This is a genomic window from Sphingomonas sp. (genome assembly GCF_041661885.1).
Classification (GTDB): Bacteria; Pseudomonadota; Alphaproteobacteria; order Sphingomonadales; family Sphingomonadaceae; genus Sphingomonas.
The window spans coordinates 122,049-139,188 of sequence record NZ_JBAZTL010000004.1; the positions used below are offsets into that span (position 1 = coordinate 122,049).

At 64.3% G+C, this 17,140-nt stretch carries 14 protein-coding genes and 1 tRNA gene; 8 read left to right on the forward strand and 7 right to left on the reverse strand.

The genetic code is table 11. The features are described from left to right. The first annotated feature begins 147 nt into the window (after positions 1-147). From WC704_RS09375 to WC704_RS09390, 4 genes are all read left to right on the forward strand, one after another. Positions 148-1,458 carry a DUF58 domain-containing protein gene (locus tag WC704_RS09375; RefSeq protein WP_372889654.1) on the forward strand — a complete coding sequence of 437 codons (1,311 nt, stop codon included), beginning with the start codon at positions 148-150 and terminating at the stop codon, positions 1,456-1,458. Next, positions 1,455-2,498, forward strand: coding sequence for a stage II sporulation protein M (locus WC704_RS09380; RefSeq protein WP_372889655.1), 1,044 nt, complete (start codon positions 1,455-1,457; stop codon positions 2,496-2,498). Before WC704_RS09375 ends, WC704_RS09380 begins: the two co-directional genes overlap by 4 nt. Beyond that, positions 2,479-3,345: an RDD family protein gene (locus tag WC704_RS09385; RefSeq protein ID WP_372889656.1), complete on the forward strand. Its 867-nt coding sequence runs from the start codon at positions 2,479-2,481 to the stop codon at positions 3,343-3,345. The genes WC704_RS09380 and WC704_RS09385 overlap by 20 nt, the downstream gene beginning before the upstream one ends. Before the next feature lie 83 nt (positions 3,346-3,428). Then, positions 3,429-5,027: an FAD-binding protein gene (locus WC704_RS09390; protein ID WP_372889657.1), complete on the forward strand. Its 1,599-nt coding sequence runs from the start codon at positions 3,429-3,431 to the stop codon at positions 5,025-5,027. Here the strand turns inward: WC704_RS09390 and WC704_RS09395 are convergent. Continuing rightward, positions 4,955-6,757, reverse strand: a complete 1,803-nt coding sequence (locus tag WC704_RS09395; RefSeq protein WP_372889658.1) for a hypothetical protein — start codon at positions 6,755-6,757, stop codon at positions 4,955-4,957. The two genes, WC704_RS09390 and WC704_RS09395, sit on opposite strands and share 73 nt — an antisense overlap. Positions 6,758-6,896: 139 nt before the next feature. Here WC704_RS09395 and WC704_RS09400 point away from each other — a divergent pair, with 139 nt between their 5' ends. The 3 genes from WC704_RS09400 to WC704_RS09410 all read left to right on the forward strand — a co-directional run bounded on the left by WC704_RS09400 (position 6,897) and on the right by WC704_RS09410 (position 11,360). Further along, on the forward strand, positions 6,897-8,261 hold the full coding sequence (locus WC704_RS09400) for a patatin-like phospholipase family protein (RefSeq protein WP_372889659.1): 1,365 nt from the start codon (positions 6,897-6,899) through the stop codon (positions 8,259-8,261). Between the two features lie 115 nt (positions 8,262-8,376). Continuing rightward, positions 8,377-10,665 (forward strand): TonB-dependent receptor, encoded by a 2,289-nt coding sequence (locus WC704_RS09405; protein ID WP_372889660.1) that lies wholly within the window; start codon positions 8,377-8,379, stop codon positions 10,663-10,665. Beyond that, positions 10,665-11,360, forward strand: coding sequence for a phosphatase PAP2 family protein (locus WC704_RS09410; protein WP_372889661.1), 696 nt, complete (start codon positions 10,665-10,667; stop codon positions 11,358-11,360). Before WC704_RS09405 ends, WC704_RS09410 begins: the two co-directional genes overlap by 1 nt. Here the strand turns inward: WC704_RS09410 and WC704_RS09415 are convergent. The 3 genes from WC704_RS09415 to WC704_RS09425 all read right to left on the reverse strand — a co-directional run bounded on the left by WC704_RS09415 (position 11,357) and on the right by WC704_RS09425 (position 13,499). After that, entirely contained in the window at positions 11,357-12,691 is a 1,335-nt protein-coding gene (locus WC704_RS09415) for a sensor histidine kinase (RefSeq protein ID WP_372889662.1), read from the reverse strand. The two genes, WC704_RS09410 and WC704_RS09415, sit on opposite strands and share 4 nt — an antisense overlap. Then, entirely contained in the window at positions 12,684-13,361 is a 678-nt protein-coding gene (locus WC704_RS09420; RefSeq protein ID WP_372889663.1) for a response regulator transcription factor, read from the reverse strand. The genes WC704_RS09415 and WC704_RS09420 overlap by 8 nt, the downstream gene beginning before the upstream one ends. A gap of 61 nt (positions 13,362-13,422) precedes the next feature. Then, a tRNA-Arg gene (locus WC704_RS09425) sits at positions 13,423-13,499 on the reverse strand. An 83-nt stretch (positions 13,500-13,582) separates the two neighbouring features. Here WC704_RS09425 and WC704_RS09430 point away from each other — a divergent pair. Next, positions 13,583-14,311 carry a queuosine precursor transporter gene (locus WC704_RS09430; RefSeq protein ID WP_372889664.1) on the forward strand — a complete coding sequence of 243 codons (729 nt, stop codon included), beginning with the start codon at positions 13,583-13,585 and terminating at the stop codon, positions 14,309-14,311. Positions 14,312-14,465: 154 nt separating this feature from the next. On the opposite strand, the gene purQ is transcribed toward WC704_RS09430, so the two are convergent. From purQ to WC704_RS09445, 3 genes are all read right to left on the reverse strand, one after another. Further along, positions 14,466-15,137 (reverse strand): phosphoribosylformylglycinamidine synthase subunit PurQ, encoded by a 672-nt coding sequence (gene purQ, locus WC704_RS09435; protein WP_372889665.1) that lies wholly within the window; start codon positions 15,135-15,137, stop codon positions 14,466-14,468. After that, entirely contained in the window at positions 15,134-15,364 is a 231-nt protein-coding gene (purS, locus tag WC704_RS09440) for a phosphoribosylformylglycinamidine synthase subunit PurS (RefSeq protein ID WP_372889666.1), read from the reverse strand. Before purS ends, purQ begins: the two co-directional genes overlap by 4 nt. Before the next feature lie 83 nt (positions 15,365-15,447). After that, positions 15,448-17,139, reverse strand: coding sequence for a hypothetical protein (locus WC704_RS09445; RefSeq protein WP_372889667.1), 1,692 nt, complete (start codon positions 17,137-17,139; stop codon positions 15,448-15,450). Position 17,140: the final 1 nt, after the last annotated feature.

A 17,140-nucleotide genomic window follows, 5' to 3' on the forward strand; every position in this document is an offset into this window, starting at 1 on the left:
GGCTTGCCTAGCGTCTTCCTTCAGCACTTCCCCGGCGAAGGCCGGGGCCCAGGCGTGGTGTCCGGTCGTGCCAGGCGCTGCGCTTGCTCATGACCCGCTCGCCACCGGGCCCCGGCCTTCGCCGGGGAAGTGCGTTGGAGGCGCTTGGTGATCTACCCGACGCGCACGGCGGTGCTGGCGGCGGCAGCGGGGGCACCGGTGGCCTTGCTGCTGGCGGTGGCGATGCCCGGGCGCTGGTTCGTCGGGCTTGCCTGGCCGATCGCGCTTCTGGTGATGACCGCCGTCGATGCGCTGGCCGGGCGACGCGCCGGCACCGTCAAGATCAACGTGCCGCCGAGCGCCTCGGTCGGCGCGACGGTGGAGGCGGTGGTCAGCGTCGCGATCGATGGCGCGCGCGCACCCGCCAACGCCGAAGTGGCCATTGCGGCGGGCCCGCTGGTGAGGCTCGACAATGACGGGCGGATGTGGATCGCGCTTCGGCAGGGGCGCGGCGCGGCGGTGTTGCCGCTGGCGACGGTCCGGCGCGGGACGGCGCGGTTCGAGCAGCTCTGGTTGCGCTGGCGCGGGCCGCTCGGGCTGGCGTGGCAACAGCGCGTCATTCCGACGGCGACGACCTTGCCGATCCTGCCCGACATCCGCCCGCTGCATGATCGCGGCGCGCAGATTTTCCAGCGGCACGCGCTGCAAGGCCTGATCGCGCAGATCGAACGCGGCGATGGTGCCGATTTCGAGGCGCTGGTCGAGTTTCGCGCCGGGATGGATCGCCGGGCGATCGACTGGAAGCAATCGGCGCGGCAAACCAAGCTCCACGCCAAGGAATATCGCACCGAGCGCAACAACCAGATCGTGTTCGCGGTCGATGCCGGGCGGCAAATGTGCGAGCCGGTTGCCGGGCTGCCACGCATCGATCGCGCGGTCTCGGCGATGTTGCTGACCGCGTGGGTCGCGCTGAAGCTGGGCGACCGCGTCGCGCTGCACGCCTTCGATTCTCGGCCCCGAATCGCCAGCGGCGTGGTGTCGGGGATGCCCGCCTTCGCCAACCTGCAACGGCTGGCGGCGGCGATCGATTATACGGCTGAGGAAACCAATTATACCTTCGCGCTGACCACGCTCGCGGCGCGGCTGACGCGGCGCTCGATGATTGTGTTGTTCACCGAATTTACCGACCTGACCTCGGCGGATTTCATGGTGCGCGCGGCGGCGCGGATCGTCGATACGCATGTGCTGCTGGTTGTGGTGCTGCGCGATGAGGAGCTGGAGCGCATCGCCGATGCCGTGCCCGCCACCGCCGATGATGTGACGCGCGCGGTGACGGCGGCGGCGCTGCTGCGCGACCGCAAGCTGGTGCTCACGCGCTTGCACCATCTGGGGGTGCATGTGATCGAAGCCGAGCATGATCGCGTCGGTGAGCGGCTGGTCGCGGGTTATGTCGATTTGAAGCGGAGAAACCTGCTGTGACCGACGCCCCCGCCGCTGTTTCTGCGTTCGCGCCGCCGCAACCGGTGCTGGTCAATGCCAGCCGCTTTCGCGCCGCTCACGCTGCCGATTGGGAGCGGCTGGAGTCGCTCATCTCGCGGATCGAGCGGCGCTCGGTGCGCGCGCTTCAGGATGAGGATTTGCTCGCGCTGCCCTTGCTGTATCGCTCGGCGCTGTCGTCGTTGGCGGTGGCGCGCGAAACCTCGCTCGACCGCGCGCTGATCGTCTATCTCGAACAGCTTTGCACCCGCGCCTATTTCCAGCTTTACGGCGTGCCGAGTTCGGCGCTGAGCCAGTTGGGGCGTTTCTTCCGGCATAGCTGGCCCACGGCGATCCGCGCGATTTGGCGCGAGACGCTGGTTGCCTTCCTGCTGACGGCGGCGGCGGCGTTGGTCGGCTATGTGCTGGTGCGCGGCGATCCGAGCTGGTTTTTCGGCATCGTCGGCGATGGCATGGCGCAGGGGCGCGATCCGTCCGCCTCCGCCGAAAGCCTGCGCCAGACGCTGTATAATACCAAGGGGCAGGATGCGCTGGCGACCTTTGCCGCCTTCCTGTTCACCCACAATGCGCAAATCGCGATTTTCGCTTTTGCGCTGGGCTTTGCCTTTGGCGTGCCGACGGTGTTGCTGATCGTCTATAACGGCCTGTCGCTGGGTGCCTTTCTCGCGGTGTTCGTGCCCAAGGGGCTGGGCTTCGGCTTTGTCGGCTGGATCATGATCCACGGCACCACCGAATTGTTCGCGATCATCCTGTCCGGGGCGGCGGGGTTCCGCATCGGCACCGCGATCGCCTTTCCCGGACGCCAGGCGCGGATGGATGCGGCGGTGGCGGCGGGCAAGACCGGCGCGACGGTGATGGCGGGCACAGTCGTGATGCTGGCGGTGGCCGGGGTGCTCGAAGGAATCGGGCGACAGACGATTACCGCCGATCTGTCGCGCTATGCGATCGGGCTGGCGATGCTGGCTGGCTGGTTGCTCTATTTCTATCTGCCGAGGGGCCGCAATGGCGTTGTTCAGGCGTAACCGGACGCGCCGCCCGAAGGGGCCGCAATCGCTGCGGCGCAGCTTCGTCACGCCCGAAGGCGTCGATCTGCAGATCGAGCTGGGCGGGGCGGGGGTGCGCGCCGCTGCTTTCATGGTCGATGCGGTGGCGATGCTGATCCTGCTGATCGTGGCGACGATCGTCATCGCCCTGTTATTTGTGGCGAGCAAGCAAAGCGCCTTGGCGATCCTGTGGTTGCTGGGCTTCTTCGTGCTGCGCAATGGCTGGTTCGCGTTGTTTGAGATGGGCGGGCGCGGGGCGACGCCAGGCAAGCGGATGATGGGCCTGCGCGTCGTCGCGCGCGATGGCGCGCGGCTCACCGGCGGTGCCGTGATCGCGCGCAATGCGATGCGTGAGATCGAAGTGTTCCTGCCGCTCACCTTCCTGCTGTCGCAAGCGGCGCAGGGGTTGGCGGACAGTTTCGTGACGATCTTTGCGCTGGGGTGGAGCGGTATCTTCCTATTCTTCCCGCTGTTCAACCGTGATCGGCTGCGCATCGGTGATCTGCTTGCCGGGACATGGGTAGTGCGCACCGTGCGCGGTGAACTGGGCGCGGATCTGGTCGTCGCGAGCGAACGGGCGCGACGCGTATTCCCCGAAGCCGCGCTCGATCTGTACGGCGTCTATGAGTTGCAGACGCTGGAGGACGTGTTGCGCAGCGACCGCGACGACGCGATTGCGACCGTGGCGGCGGCGATCCGGCGCAAGGCCAATCTGCCTTACGACCCCGACGATCGCGGTTTCCTGAACGATTATTATGTCGCCTTGTGTGCGCGGCTGGAGCGCGGGCTGATGGTCGGGCGCCGCCGCGCGGATAAATTCGCCTGATCGGAAGCGTGGCGCTGGCTTTCACGCATTTCGGACATCCGCACGGCAAAGCGCAGCCTCCCGATCGTCTGGAGGAAAAGTGCGTGCCCTCTCTTTCCTGGTCCACGACGCCGCACTGGCGCAATTATCATCACACGCAGGATCGCCAGCAGGTCGAGACGGCGGCACTGGTTCCGGGGCCTGCGCCGACCGGGGCGATTCCGGCGCTGCGTAAAACCGCCGAATTGCTGGGTGCCGTGCTGGCCCATGCGGCGCAGAAGCGCGCACCGGTCAATGTGCTGGGATCGGCCTGGTCGTTCAGCGATATTACCAAGGGGCCGGGCGGGCTGGCGCAGACGGCGTTGCCGCAGCACGTCTGGCGGGTCGATCCGGCCGATCTTGGTGCGGCGGCGGTACACCGCGATCGCATGGTGCTCGCCCATGCCGGAACGAAGATCCACGAACTCAACGCCTTTCTGGAGCCGTCGCTGTCGCTTGCGACCTCGGGCGCGCATGACGGGCAAACCATCGGCGGAATGCTGGGCACCGGGGTGCATGGCTCGGTGCTGACCTATGGCGGCTTTCAGAACCATGTTCGCGGCGTGCATGTCGTAACGGGCCCCGGCGAATCGTGGTGGATCGAGCGCGGACCGGCGCCGTGGCTGGCGGGGGCAACCGCGCGTGCGCTTGCCAACCATGTCGTGCTGGAAGCCGACCTCTTCGAGGCGACGCTGGTCCATCTCGGCGGGCTCGGCATCATCAATGCGGTGTTGCTGGAGGCTGTGCCTGGATTCGTCGTAGATCTGGTGCGCGTGAAACACCCGCTGACCCCGGCTGCGATCGGCCAGCTCCAGGCGGGCGATTTTGCCGGTTTCGCGCGCGAAGTCTGGCCGCGGAGCCGCGATACGCCGTATTATATCGAGGTCATTCTCGATCCGTTTCACCCTTATGCCGGCTATCGTGGCGATGCGCACAATGCGCTGGTGACGCTGTATTACAAACGCGAGCCAAACCGCACCGTCGCGCGGCTGGCGGCGATGGCTGCGGTCGCGCAGGAACCGACGCATGAGCCGCTCAACCTGCTCGCGCGCGCCTTGGCCGGGCAGCTTGAGCAGGACCTGCTACTGCCCTTGCCGCAGGCGGTGGCATGGCTGGTCGCGCAGGAGTTTAAGGTCGAGCCCGCACCGGGCGTGGCCCCCCGCCAATTGACCTGGGGCGGGGCCAATGGCCCGCATGTCCGCCAAAAGATCCTTGGGTGGGAAATCGAACTGTATAACGCCGCTTATGCGATCGAGCAGGCGCATTTGAGCACCACGCTGAAGACCATGCTCGATGCCTTCCACACGCACGGCGGTGGACATCAGGTGTTCACGTTGCGCTTCGTCAACAAGGCGGCGGGCTTGCTGGCGTTCACCCGCTTCGATGATACGGTGGTGATCAACATGGACGGGCTGCGCACGCTCAACAGCGCCGACGCCGCGCGCTGCGTCGCCCTGGCGCTGGAGCGCGAGGGCATCCCCTTCAGTCAGCATTGGGGCAAGCAGGGCGTCATCACCAGCACGCGCGTGATGCGCGATTTCGGGATGCCGACCGATCCGCGCTCGCGCGCCGGGCGGTGGCGGGCGGCACGCTACCGGCTGCTCTCACCCGAGATGCGCGGGATACTGTGCAGCGATGCCCTCGCTGCCTGGGGCTTGGCATAACGGTCCAGCGTCGCGTTGAGCCGCGCGCGCATCCGGGGATCGCGAATGGTTGCATCGATGCTGCCAGTGCCGCCAAGCGCGTTCAGCCGCAGCGCATAGGGTGCCGCTTCCGGCTCTTCCCCGTTGAGCGTGAGCGCCAAAATCAGCGCGGCCAGGGTAACGGGGGCATAAGGGAGGTATTGCACCGCTTCGCGCAACACGGTGCGGGCACGGGCCACCTCGCCTAGCGCCAGCAGGCCAAGCCCGATCCCGGTCAGCGCGTGCGGTCGCACTGCCGAGCGCGGATTCATTCGCAAGGCGTGCTCAAACCGCATAACCGCGCGGATAGGGTTGGCACGCGCGATGTCGACCCAACCGCCCCAAAACAGGCTGGCCGCCGATGCAGGGTGCAGCGCAAGCGCGCGATCGATCAATTGATCGGCAATGTCGATATCGCCGCCGATCCCGACGAGGGTCCCGGCGGCATAACCGAGCACGAACGGATCATTTTCCCCATATCGGAGGCAATGTTCATAGTGTGCGAGCGCCTGCGCGCGCGTTGCCGCCGGATCGTCAGCCCAGCCGAACGCGAAGGTGAGCGAATGGCAAAATGCCGAGAGCGCGCTGGCCCAGGCATTGTGGGGTTCCAGCGCGAGCACTTGCCCGGCGAGCGCAATCGCCTCCTGCATCGGCGCGCGTTCCCATTGGCGAAACAGGGCGTTGGCGCGCCAATATAAATGATAGGCATCAGGGGTTGCGACCGGTTGGGCCGCAGCGCGCGTGCGCTCGGCGATTTCGACCGAGGAATCGATTTGCTGGGCTACCGTTTGGGCAATCTCGGCCTGCACGTCGAACAGGGCTTCCAGCGTGGTATCGAAGCGTTCGGTCCAGATTTGTTCACGCACCACACCGTCGGTCAACCGTACCTGGATGCGAATCGCGCCATGCTCGCGTTGGATGCTGCCTTCGAGCAAGTAGCGCACGCCCAGTTCGCGGCACAGCGCGCCGTGATCCAGCGGACGCTCGACGCGCGGCCCGGCCAAAGCGACGAACAGGGTGGAAAAGCGCGACATGGCGTCGCCAATTTCGTCGGTTATCGCGGCGGCAAGTGCAGCGTCGCCCGGGTCGCTTGAGCGCATCGTGAAAGCCACGATGCCGACCGAGGGTTTGCGCGGCGAGGGTGCGAAGCCATTGGCGATCGGGACGGGAGCGTCGGCTCCTGTGGTTTGCGCCGGTATCGGGTTGGACAAGGCTACGCGTTCCCACGCTTGGACGTGCAGTTGCTCGATCAATGCGCGGACATGCTGGCGTTGTTCCCGCAACCAATCCTCAAAACCCTCTTCGCCGGGCAGATCGAGCCCTTCCAGCAATTCGCCGGGATCGGCGAGCGCGGGTGTGCGGACGTTGTTGACATCGGTATGCAACGCACGGACATCCACCTCGATCCGATCGAGGTCCAGGCGCACCCGCGCGGAATCGGCCACGATCAGCGGCGGTCCATCGATGGGGTTGATCGCCTGTCGCAAATTGGACAATTCGCGGCGCAAGCTGGCGCGGGCCTGGTCAGGATCGCGCCCACCCCACAATTGCGCCTGCAGCCACGCGCGCGAGCGTTCGCCCGAGCGCGCCAGGGCGATCAGCGCGAGCAGGGCGATGCCCTTGCGGCTGGTGATGGGCCGGCGCGTTCCGTCGGGCGCGAACAGCCCGAACGTACCGAGCAAGCGCAAGCGATGCCGCGTCCTGTCCTCCATGACCCCGTTCCTTGCGCCCCGGCGCCCCGGTTTGTGCTGCCCCCTGGCTTTCACGTTTTTGGGACGCCTGTGAAACAATTTGGGCGCAAAGCATCGTTCTCGCAAGTGCGAGATGAATCCAAATCGATTGGGGCATGATATGCTGATAATTCGGGGCATGGTAATCGGTCTGATCGCGATGGCGCTCGGTGGGTGCGCAACACGCGGCGCGCTGCAGATCGATTGTCCCCGTTTCGCGAATTACATCATCAAAATGCCGAAATCGCGGCTGGTTGAAGAAATTCAGGCCGATGCGGGGGTAGGGTCGCCGGGAATACAGCCGGGGATACAGGCGCTCGCCGCCGGTCCGCACACGCGCTTTTCACTCGAGGCGAGCCTTGCGGCCGGTGCCCGCAACACGATGCTGCCGAAAACCCGGCTTGTGCCGGAAGCGGTGACGGCGGCGCCATCGGGCGATGCGGTCTTGCTGCTGTCGGGCGGCGGGCAATGGGGGGCGTTCGGCGTTGGTTTTCTCGATCGGTTGCGCAATGCCCATCCCGACCAATTTCCCCGCGCCCGCACCATTACAGGAGTCAGCACGGGCGGGCTGCAGGCGCTGTTTCTCGCGGTTGGCACCGACCAGACCTTTGCGGCGTTGCGCGCAGCCTATGCGCCGCAGCGGGAAAGCGACATCGTCAACCGCAACCCGCAATGGCAGGCGGTGATTACCGGCTCGATTGCGGGGCTTGCGCCACTCAAGCGCAAGGTGCTGGCCGCTTTGTGTGTCGATGGTGATCCAGCAAAAGGCTGCCCGATGATCGACGCGCTCGCCTCCGATGCCAGCGCCGATGCCTTTATCGGCTTTGTCGATGCCGAGAGCGGCGACTTTTATTATGCGCCGATCAAGATGATGGCGCGGACCCTGGCCAAGGCCGAGGCGCAGCAGTGCATCGCGGGCGCGGCGATCGCCTCTGCAGCGATGCCGGTGTTCTTTCAGCAGGTGAAGGTTGGCGGCCGCGTTTATTATGACGGCGGCGTGCGACAATCGGTGTTCGAAACCACGATCGCCGCGCAGGCCTATGCCGAAGGACGCGCGGCGGCGGCGTTGGCGCAGTCGATGGGCATGACAACCCCGCCCGCGCCACCGACGCTGTATGTCGTGCGCAACGGGCCAACGGTGCTGACCGACGACGCCTCGCCGCAGAAAGGCGCGGACGCGTTGACCAATGCGCTGCGTGCCGAGGCGATCGTGGTCAACCAGTTGGAGGTGCAGTCGATTGCCGATTTGCGGTTGGCCAATCCGACAGGGCCGATCAGGCTGGTGACGGCCGATGGGTTCGATCGACCACCCGGAGCGTGTGTGAAGGAACCGAAGGAGGCGATATTCTCGCCCACCTTCATGGCGTGCCTTGCCCGGTTTGGTAGCGCTCGCGCAGACCGGACGCCGCCGTGGCGCGCTTTGACGCCGATTGTATCAGGTGCAGAGCCGAGCGCTGCACGCCTTGGCTTGCCGCCCGCGCAGTGAACCGATTTGTTACAATTCCTCAATCTCGAAATTGACGCGAATTCGCAACGTAACTGTCACGGCTGATCCATAGCGCGACCCTCACCGGGACGGACACCGAGTTGGGGAAAATAAGATGATGACGATTCGCACCGAGGCGCGCGCGCGCCTGCTCGGCGCCAGCGCGCTTGCGCTTGTCGCTTCGTTCTGCGCCAATGCCGCCGCCGCCGAAACGGTGCCTGCCGCCGCGACCGAGCAGAAGGCCGATCCTGCGACCAAGAGCGACATCGCCGAAGGGTCGGACATCGTCGTCACCGCCACCAAGGCCAACGAACTCGCCCCCGTTACCGCATCGCTGAAGACGACGCAGCCACAGGCGATCGTTTCGCGGTCGTTCATCGAAGATTCGCTGCCCGCGACGGTTGATTTCAACCAAATCGCGCTGATTACGCCGAGCGTTTCCAATTTCGGGGGCAATAACGGCATCGGCCTGTCGGAATCAAAGGCGCAGCTTCGCGGTTTCCAGGACGGCGAATATAACATCACTTATGATGGCGTGCCCTTTGGCGACACCAATGACCCGACGCACCATTCGACCACCTTCTTCCCGTCCAACACGGTCGAAACGCTGATCGTCGATCGTGGCCCCGGCAATGCGAGCAACCTTGGCCAAGCTAGCTTTGGCGGCACCTTCAACCTGTTCAGCCGCGCAACGCGTGACGATTTCGGTGGAGAGGTTGTTGGCAGCTATGGCAGCTTCAACACCTATCTCGCGCGCGGATTGTTGCAGACGGGCACCTTTGCCAATGGTGCGCAGGCGGTGTTCAGCGGCCAATACGTCCATAGCGACGGCCGCACGAGCTATTCGAAATATCAGAATTACAATTTGTTCGGCAAAGTCGTCGTCCCGGTTACCCCGGACGTGAAGGTGACCTTCCTTGCTACGTATAACAAAAATCGCTTCAATCAGGCGGACAACGATGGTTCGACCTTGGCGCAGCAAGCGCTGTATGGAAAATATTACGGACTTAACAACGATCCAAACACATCGGAATATTTCGGGTATAACCACACCGACAAGACGACCGATTTCGAAATCATCAAACTTGAAGCTAATCTTTCGCCGGGCGCAGTGTTTGAAAACCGTGCCTACACTTATTATTACGACAATGAGACATTGTCGGCAAATGACGTAACCACCCAGCCGGGCATTGCTGGCTTCAAACCGTATCAAACCATCGGCGCCAACGGCAAGGCGATCGTGGGGGATATTCCCGGTTATACCAAGACCAACAAATATCGCGTTTTCGGCGACATCGCCAAGGTGCGGATCGATCTTGCATCCTTCGCGACGATCACGGCGGGCGCATGGCTCGAATTCAGCCACACCTACCGCCAACAGCGCGATGTCGATTTGACGACGGGTGGCTTCAACTATGTCGAAAAGGTCGTGAAGGCCCCCGCTACCGGTCTCAACCCAGGCGAACTGACCCCGCAATATATCAAGTTCGACCAGAAATCGCGCGGCAACCACACCGAGGAATTCGTCGAGCTGGAAATCCGTCCGATCGAGGGGCTGAAGATCACGCCCGGTTTCAAGCATGTCGATTTCGGCCGTAAAATCGATGCGCTCTACAATCAGACCACGCGCTATGCGCAGCGCAATTCGAACGATTATGCCGCCGACCTGCCATTCGTGACGATCAACTATCAGCCGCTCGCCAATTTTTCGGTTTATGGCCAATATGCCAAGGGTTTCCTCGCGCCGCCGCTGAGCCAGCTTTACGTCGCCAACACGACGTTCTCGAACGCAGTCCCGCAAAAATCGACCAACTATCAAGCGGGTGCGGTGTATCACGGCAGCCATCTGTCGCTGGATGCCGACGTTTACGTCATTAATTTCACCAACAAATTCTACAGCTACACCGATACGTCAGGCCAAGGGCTCGGCACGATTTTCACCAACATCGGCGGCGCGCTGTACAAGGGCGTCGAAGGGCAGGCGACCTATGCGTTCGGCAATGGCCTGGCCATATTCGCCAACGCCTCGCGCAACTATGCCAAGACGAATGTCTATACCGATCCGGTGACGGGCAAGGTCGTACCGCGCACGACCATCGCCAAGGCACCGCAGTCGACGGCGGCGGGCGGGGTGCTCTACAAGCACGGACCGATCAAATTCTCGCTGACCGACAAATGGACCGGGCCGCAATATTCCGATTTGGCCAACACCGTCCGGATCAGCCCGTATAACACGGTCAATCTGGCGGCGAGCTATGCCATCGGGCCAATCAAGGTTGGGATCGACGTGACCGATCTGCTCGACTCGCAAAAGATCAATCAGATCTCGGGCACGCTCGCCACAGGGCAGATTTACTATCAGCCAGGCCGTGCGGTTTCCGGTCAGATCACCTATTCGTTCTGATGAAGCGGGCTCTGTTCGCCGCGGCTGCGCTATGCGTCGCTGCGGCACCCGCGCCCAAGGTCGCCCCCTTGCTCGACGCGCGGGATCTCGATCCCGCGCTCGTCCTGCCGCCGCCACCTGCGGCCGGTAGCGCGCAGGCCCTCGCCGAACTGGCCGAATTGCGTGCGGCGGGCACGGTGCGCACGGCTGCCGACGAAGCCGATGCGCGGCTCGACGGCGATACCAAGAATGCGACGATTTTTGCGGGCGTACTCGGCCCCAAATTCGATCTCGACCGGCTGCCCGCGACCGCCGTATTGCTCGCGCAAGTGCGCGCGAGCGAGAAGGCGGCGGTCGACCGCGGCAAGGATCATTTCAAGCGACCGCGCCCCTATGTCATCGATCCCGCGCTGAAGAGCTGCAAGCGCAATGACGATCCGTTGTCGAGCTATCCCAGTGGGCACACCTCGATGGCGTTTTCGATGGGCGAGACGCTCGCACGGCTGGTGCCCGAAAAGGCCGATGCGCTGCTCGCCCGCGCCGCCCGCTATGGCCAAAGCCGGATCGTGTGCGAACAGCATTTCCGCAGCGATGTGAGTGCCGGGCAAATGCTGGGCCTGCTTATCGCCGAGCGGTTGCTGGCGAAGCCGGACTTTCGCGCGGGGTTTGACGCGGCGCGGCGCGAACTTGTCATCGCCGGAATCGCAACAGGCTAAACCGCGTCCACGCGCGGGAAGGCCAACGTTACGCGCAACCCCGGGGCATTGTCGGTGACCGTGATGGCGCCGCCATGCGCCGCCGTCACCGCTGCGACCAGACTGAGGCCAAGCCCATTGCCGGGTGTGGTACGGCTCGCTTCGCCGCGCGCGAAGCGATGGAGGATGCGGGCGTGTTCGCCTTCCGCCACGCCCGGCCCGGTGTCGGCGACCGATAGCTCCGCCGTCGTCGTATCGGCAGTCAGCGTTAGCGCGGTCCGCGTGGCTGGGGGCGTATGCAAGCGCGCATTGTCGAGCAGGTTGATTAACGCCTGCGCGATCAGTTCGCGGTCGCCCAGCACCGTTATGCCGGGCGCAACCGACCACGACAAAACCCGCGCCCCATCGGCAAACGCCGGCGCATAGCTTTCGGCGATTTCGGTCGCGAGAAAACTGAGGTCGATCACTACGAAGCCACGCGCCAACGCGCCGCCCTCTACCTCGGCAATGCGCAGCAGCGCGGCGAACAACGCGAGCACGGCATCGCCCTGCTCGATCGCGCGCTCGGCTGCACCCTCCACATGGCCAACTTGTTCGAGCTGGTTGCGCAGCCGCAGCAAGGGCGTGCGCAGATCGTGCGCCACGTCGCTCGATACCTGGCGCAGATTGTCCATCAAATGCCCGATGCGATCGAGCATGGTGTTGAGGGCAGACCCAACCGCGTCGAATTCATCCTGCCGATCGCCGATCGGCACGCGTTGCGCCATGTCGCCCGCCATGATCGCGCGCGCGACACCGCTGATTCCGTCAAGCCGCTGCTGGAGATAGCCACCGAGCAACAAGGCGCCCATCACGCTGAGGCTGGCCACCAACGCAAACGCCCCGCCGAAAATCAGGATGATGGTGCGATCGATTCCCTCCATGCCTTCGGTATCGCGCACGACGACCAACCGATACCCGCGGGCCAAATCGGTAGCGAAGGCGCGCGCACGGTCGGCCCCTTCCAGGGGATCACGAAACACGATGTCCTGCAATCCAGTGGGCGGCATGGAGGCGTCGAGCCCGCCGCCGACGCGCCGCCCCGCATGGTCGAACATCGCATAACCATAACCGTTGATCGTGCTTCCGCCTTCGCGCCTGGCGATGGCATGGCGGATTTCGGGCAGGTCGCCCTCGTTGAACTCATGTGCCAGCGCGGTCGCTTCGTCGATCAGCGCGGCGTCCTGTTGGCGGCGGAATTGCGCATCGGCGGCAATATACACTGCCACGCCCAGCAGCAGGATGGCGAGCGCGAACGCTGTCGAATAGGTGAAAGCGATGCGATAGGCGGCGCTGGCCCTCGGCCTATGCATCGGCGCGCATCCGATAGCCGGAACCCCGGATGGTCTCGATTGGATCGTCGCTAAACCCCTCGCGCAGCTTCGCGCGCAAGCGGCTGAGATGGCTTTCGACGATGTTGGTTTGCGGGTCGAAATGGAAACCCCATACGCGTTCGAGGAACATCGTGCGCGTCACGATGCGCCCGGCATTGCGCATCAACTGTTCCAGCAAGGCGAATTCGCGCGGTTGCAGGTGGACAGGTTTGCCGCCGCGCGTCACGTCCCGGCGCAACAGATCGAGCGTGATGTCGCCAATTTCGATCCGCGTTGTCGGATCGGGGCCGGGCGCGCGGCGGGCAAGCGCGTTGAGCCGCGCGACCAGTTCGACAAAGGCGAACGGTTTGACCAGATAATCATCGGCCCCGGCGTCCAGCCCATCGACGCGGTCGGCAATGCCCCCCAGCGCGGTCAACACCAGCACCGGCACCCGGTTGGGCACGGCGCGCAAATGGCGTAACACTTCGAGTCCGTTCACACCCGGCAGCATCCGATCCAGGATCACGACGTCGAAAGGCGTATCGATCGCGGCTTGCAGCGCAAGCGGTCCCGTCGCGACGTGGGTAACCTGATGACCGAGCCCAATCAGCCCCTCGGCGATAAACCGCGCGGTTTCGGTGTCGTCTTCGGCGAGCAGAATGTGCATGGCGGTTCTTTAATACGAAGCCACCGACAAAGCGCTTGAGAAATGCCAATCTTTATTAGGATGGCGCGCCCGGAGGGAGTCGAACCCCCGACCGAGGAGGTAGAAGCTCCTTGCTCTATCCAACTGAGCTACGGGCGCGCACTGGATTTGCCTGTAGCGTGGATTGCGGCGCAGCGAAACGGCCTTCATAATTCCAGCGCACGGCCAGGGGGCGCATCCGCATGACGACACTACGCAGTATCAACGCACGCGATCTGGGTGGGCGGTCGTTCCGCTATTTCGATTTCGTGATGGTGGCGTTCGTCGTCATTCTGCTGCTGTCGAACGTGATTGGCGCGGAAAAACGCTCGGTTATCAATTTGCCGTGGATCGGGCTGTGGCCGTTCGGCGCGGGAATCCTGTTCTTCCCCGTCTCCTATGTCATCGATGATGTGCTGACCGAGGTCTATGGCTATGCCCGCGCGCGGCGCGCGCTGTGGGCGGGGTTTGGCGCGCTGATTTTCATGGCGGTGATGGAATGGACCGTGGTGCACTTGCCCGTCGCTGAGGGCTGGAACGGGCAGGCGGCGTATGAACGCGTGTTCGGCGCGGGCTGGCGGATCATCCTGGCGTCGATCACCGCCTTTTGGGTCGGGGATTTGCTCAATTCCTTCGTGCTCGCCAAGATGAAGATCGCCACGGGCGGCAAATATCTGTGGACGCGCACGATCGGCAGCACGATCGTGGGCGAGGGCGCGGACAGCCTGATCTTCTATCCGATCGCCTTTTACGGCCTGGCCGATTGGCCGGTCGAGCAAATCGGAATGGTGATGCTCAGCCAGTTCGTGCTGAAAGTGTCGTGGGAAGTGTTGCTGACGCCGGTGACCTATCTCGTGGTCAATGTTCTGAAACGCAGCGAAGGCATCGACGTGTACGACCGCGGGACTGATTTTTCGCCGTTCCAGCTTTAGGATCGATGCGGCCCAAGTGTTGAGAGGGTAATGGCTTTCCCTCTCCCGTTCGTTCCGAGCGAAGTCGAGAAACCTGGCACGGCGCCTGTTGCTGTTGCTCGACTTCGCTCGAAACGAACGGAAAAGCGGGGCAGAAGACCCAGTCGCTCCGTCTTTACGCCCCAACCAGCTCCAGCAAGCCTTCGAACATCCGTCGTCCGTCATTGCCGCCATGCGCGGCGGTTTCGATGCGGCGTTCGGGATGCGGCATCAGGCCGAGCACGTTGCCGGTCGCGTTGAGCACGCCCGCAATGTTGCGCGCCGAGCCGTTGACCGGTTCAGCATAACGGAACGCCACACGACCTTCGCCTTCCAGCCGGTCGAGCGTCTCGGCATCGGCCGAATAATTGCCGTCATGATGCGCGACGGGGATGATGATCTGCTCGCCCGCGCCATAGCGGCTGGTGAACACGCTCTGCGCATTGTCGACCGTCAGCGCGACTTCGCGGCACACGAAATCGAGCCCGGCATTGCGCATCAGCGCGCCCGGCAGCAGCCCCGCCTCGGTCAACACCTGAAAGCCGTTGCAGATACCGAGCACCGGCACGCCGCGCTCCGCCGCCGCAGTCACCGCGCGCATGATCGGCGAGCGTGCGCCGATCGCGCCCGACCGCAGATAATCGCCATAGGAGAAGCCGCCGGGCAGCGCGACGAGGCCGACGCCATCGGGCAGTTCCGTCTCGGCGTGCCACACCATCGTCGGGGCGGTGCCGCTAACCTCGCGCAAGGCGGTCGCGATGTCGCGGTCGCAATTTGAGCCGGGAAAGACGATGACCGCGGTCTTCATACGCGTTCGACCCGATAATTTTCGATGACGGTGTTGGCGAGCAATTCGCGGCACATCGCGTCGATCCGCTCGTCGCTGGTATCGTCGGCGACATCGAGTTCGATCAGCTTGCCGGCGCGGACGTCGTTGACGCCGCCGAAGCCGAGGCCACCAAGAGCCTTGTGAATCGCGCGGCCCTGCGGATCGAGCACGCCGGGCTTCAGCGTGACGAAAATGCGGAGCTTCATGGGCATGTCCTGGCTGCTGGTCGTTAGCGCGGCACCCTATGGCCGTGTGCGCGCTGTGTCGCAAGCTTCGTGTGGCGTGGCGCTCAGCGCTGGGCGGTGGCGTCGCGGTGCTCGAACCAATGCGGCAGACCAAACGAGATTGCCATGCCGTATCGCGCGAGCGGCACCTTGGGCCACGGACCGGTCAAATAAAGCGGGGCGTACCCGCCCGCATCCTTGCCTTCGAGCTGGGCGCGGACGTGATCGTCGCCGATCCACCGCTCCGCCCCGGCAAAGGGCCGCCGTAGCGCAACCACGTTGATGCGCCCGCGCACCAGAATTTGATGATAATCGAACGAATTGCGTTGCTCGCCTTGCGCATCGGTCAGCCACGCGGTGGCGAAATAGGTCGGGGTCCATTCCGCGCCGAGCGGGGCCGGAAACACCACCATTCGCGCGGGTTCGGAGGCCTTGACTCGCACCGGATCGATCCGGACAGTCAGCGCGAGCAGGATCGGCAGCAGCGCGACGAGGGTAACGGGTCGCCGCCACGCATCGAGCATGAAGCGCAATGCGAACAGCCCAAACAGCGGAAACACCCATTTGAAATAATGCACATTGTTGAAGCGCCACAGCCCGGTTGGCAGCAAATCGACATAAGCGAGCATTAGGATGACATAGATTGCCCCCGCCGCGCCGACCGCGAGCGCTACCGGTCGCCGGGCAGGAGGACTCCACCAGGCGACGAGCATCCCGGCCCCGCCGAGCAGCAGCCACGGTGCCTTGTCGAGCAGCCCGATCCCCTCGCCGAACCAGGCGCGCGGCTCGACCAGCAGGACATAGGCTTTCCAGCCGAGCCAGCCGAAGTTGAAGCCATATTGCGCCGAATAAAGCATATAGGGGCTGGGACCGAAGCCGTAAATTGCCACGAACAGCGTGGCCAATGCACCGAAGGCGAGGGTGAAGCCTGCCACCGCATGGAGGGCTGCGCGCCCATCGCGCGCGCGGATCAGCGCGAGGCTGGCAAAGGCCGCGATGACCCCGCCGATGATGACGTCGCCGGGCCGGGCGAACGGAATCAGGCCAAGCGCGAGGCCGAGGATACTGGCTGGCCAGCGAGATTCGCCCTGCGCGTGCTTCTCTTCAACGCCTTCCCGACGCAGGCCGAGGCCCAGTTGCGGCGTGGATCGTAAGGAAGCGCTGTCCGAGCCTATAACCGGCGCGCGACTGGGCCCCGGCCTGCGCCGGGGAAGGAAGAAGGGCCGGGGAAGTAAGAGAGAGCGGGAGGAGGAAGTCTGCTCCCACAAGCGCGCCATCGCCCCGAGCGCGAGCCACAACAAGGCCGCCGCCGGTGTGCTCGTCCACGGCTCGATCCACACTTTGGCGATGTCGAATTGCGCAAGCGTCGTCGCGGCAAACACCAGCACCGCCCCCCACAGTGGCACGCCAAAACTGCGCGCCACGCTACGAAAGCCGGCAAAGGCCAGCAGATAGCAGGCCAGATTGACGAAGAAAAACGGCTGGCTCGGCCACAGATGCAGAAAGGGCAGGCCGAGCAGTGGGTAGAGCAGCGGGTAATAATGCTGGCTCGGTGCCAGATTGCCGGTCGCAAGCGCGGTCGCCGAGCGCACGTAGAGCGATTGATCCTGCCAATCATGCCAGTACAGCGCGGCGGGGTCGCTGAGACCGGCCGGACCGACCACGCGCAGCACACTCAGCAAATAGGCAACCGCCAAGGCCGCATAAGGCCACACCGCCGCTGGGGCGGCGGCCCGAAGCTGCCGCCACCCCGCCACG

Bases quoted from the DNA above. Each gene is read 5' to 3' on its own strand.
- WC704_RS09385 (WP_372889656.1), top strand. From the start codon at position 2,479: ATGGCGTTGTTCAGGCGTAACCGGACGCGCCGCCCGAAGGGGCCGCAA.
- WC704_RS09395 (WP_372889658.1), bottom strand. From the start codon at position 6,757: ATGGAGGACAGGACGCGGCATCGCTTGCGCTTGCTCGGTACGTTCGGG.
- WC704_RS09400 (WP_372889659.1), top strand. From the start codon at position 6,897: ATGCTGATAATTCGGGGCATGGTAATCGGTCTGATCGCGATGGCGCTC.
- WC704_RS09405 (WP_372889660.1), top strand. From the start codon at position 8,377: ATGATGACGATTCGCACCGAGGCGCGCGCGCGCCTGCTCGGCGCCAGC.
- WC704_RS09410 (WP_372889661.1), top strand. From the start codon at position 10,665: ATGAAGCGGGCTCTGTTCGCCGCGGCTGCGCTATGCGTCGCTGCGGCA.
- WC704_RS09415 (WP_372889662.1), bottom strand. From the start codon at position 12,691: ATGCATAGGCCGAGGGCCAGCGCCGCCTATCGCATCGCTTTCACCTAT.
- WC704_RS09420 (WP_372889663.1), bottom strand. From the start codon at position 13,361: ATGCACATTCTGCTCGCCGAAGACGACACCGAAACCGCGCGGTTTATC.
- WC704_RS09430 (WP_372889664.1), top strand. From the start codon at position 13,583: ATGACGACACTACGCAGTATCAACGCACGCGATCTGGGTGGGCGGTCG.
- purQ (WP_372889665.1), bottom strand. From the start codon at position 15,137: ATGAAGACCGCGGTCATCGTCTTTCCCGGCTCAAATTGCGACCGCGAC.
- purS (WP_372889666.1), bottom strand. From the start codon at position 15,364: ATGAAGCTCCGCATTTTCGTCACGCTGAAGCCCGGCGTGCTCGATCCG.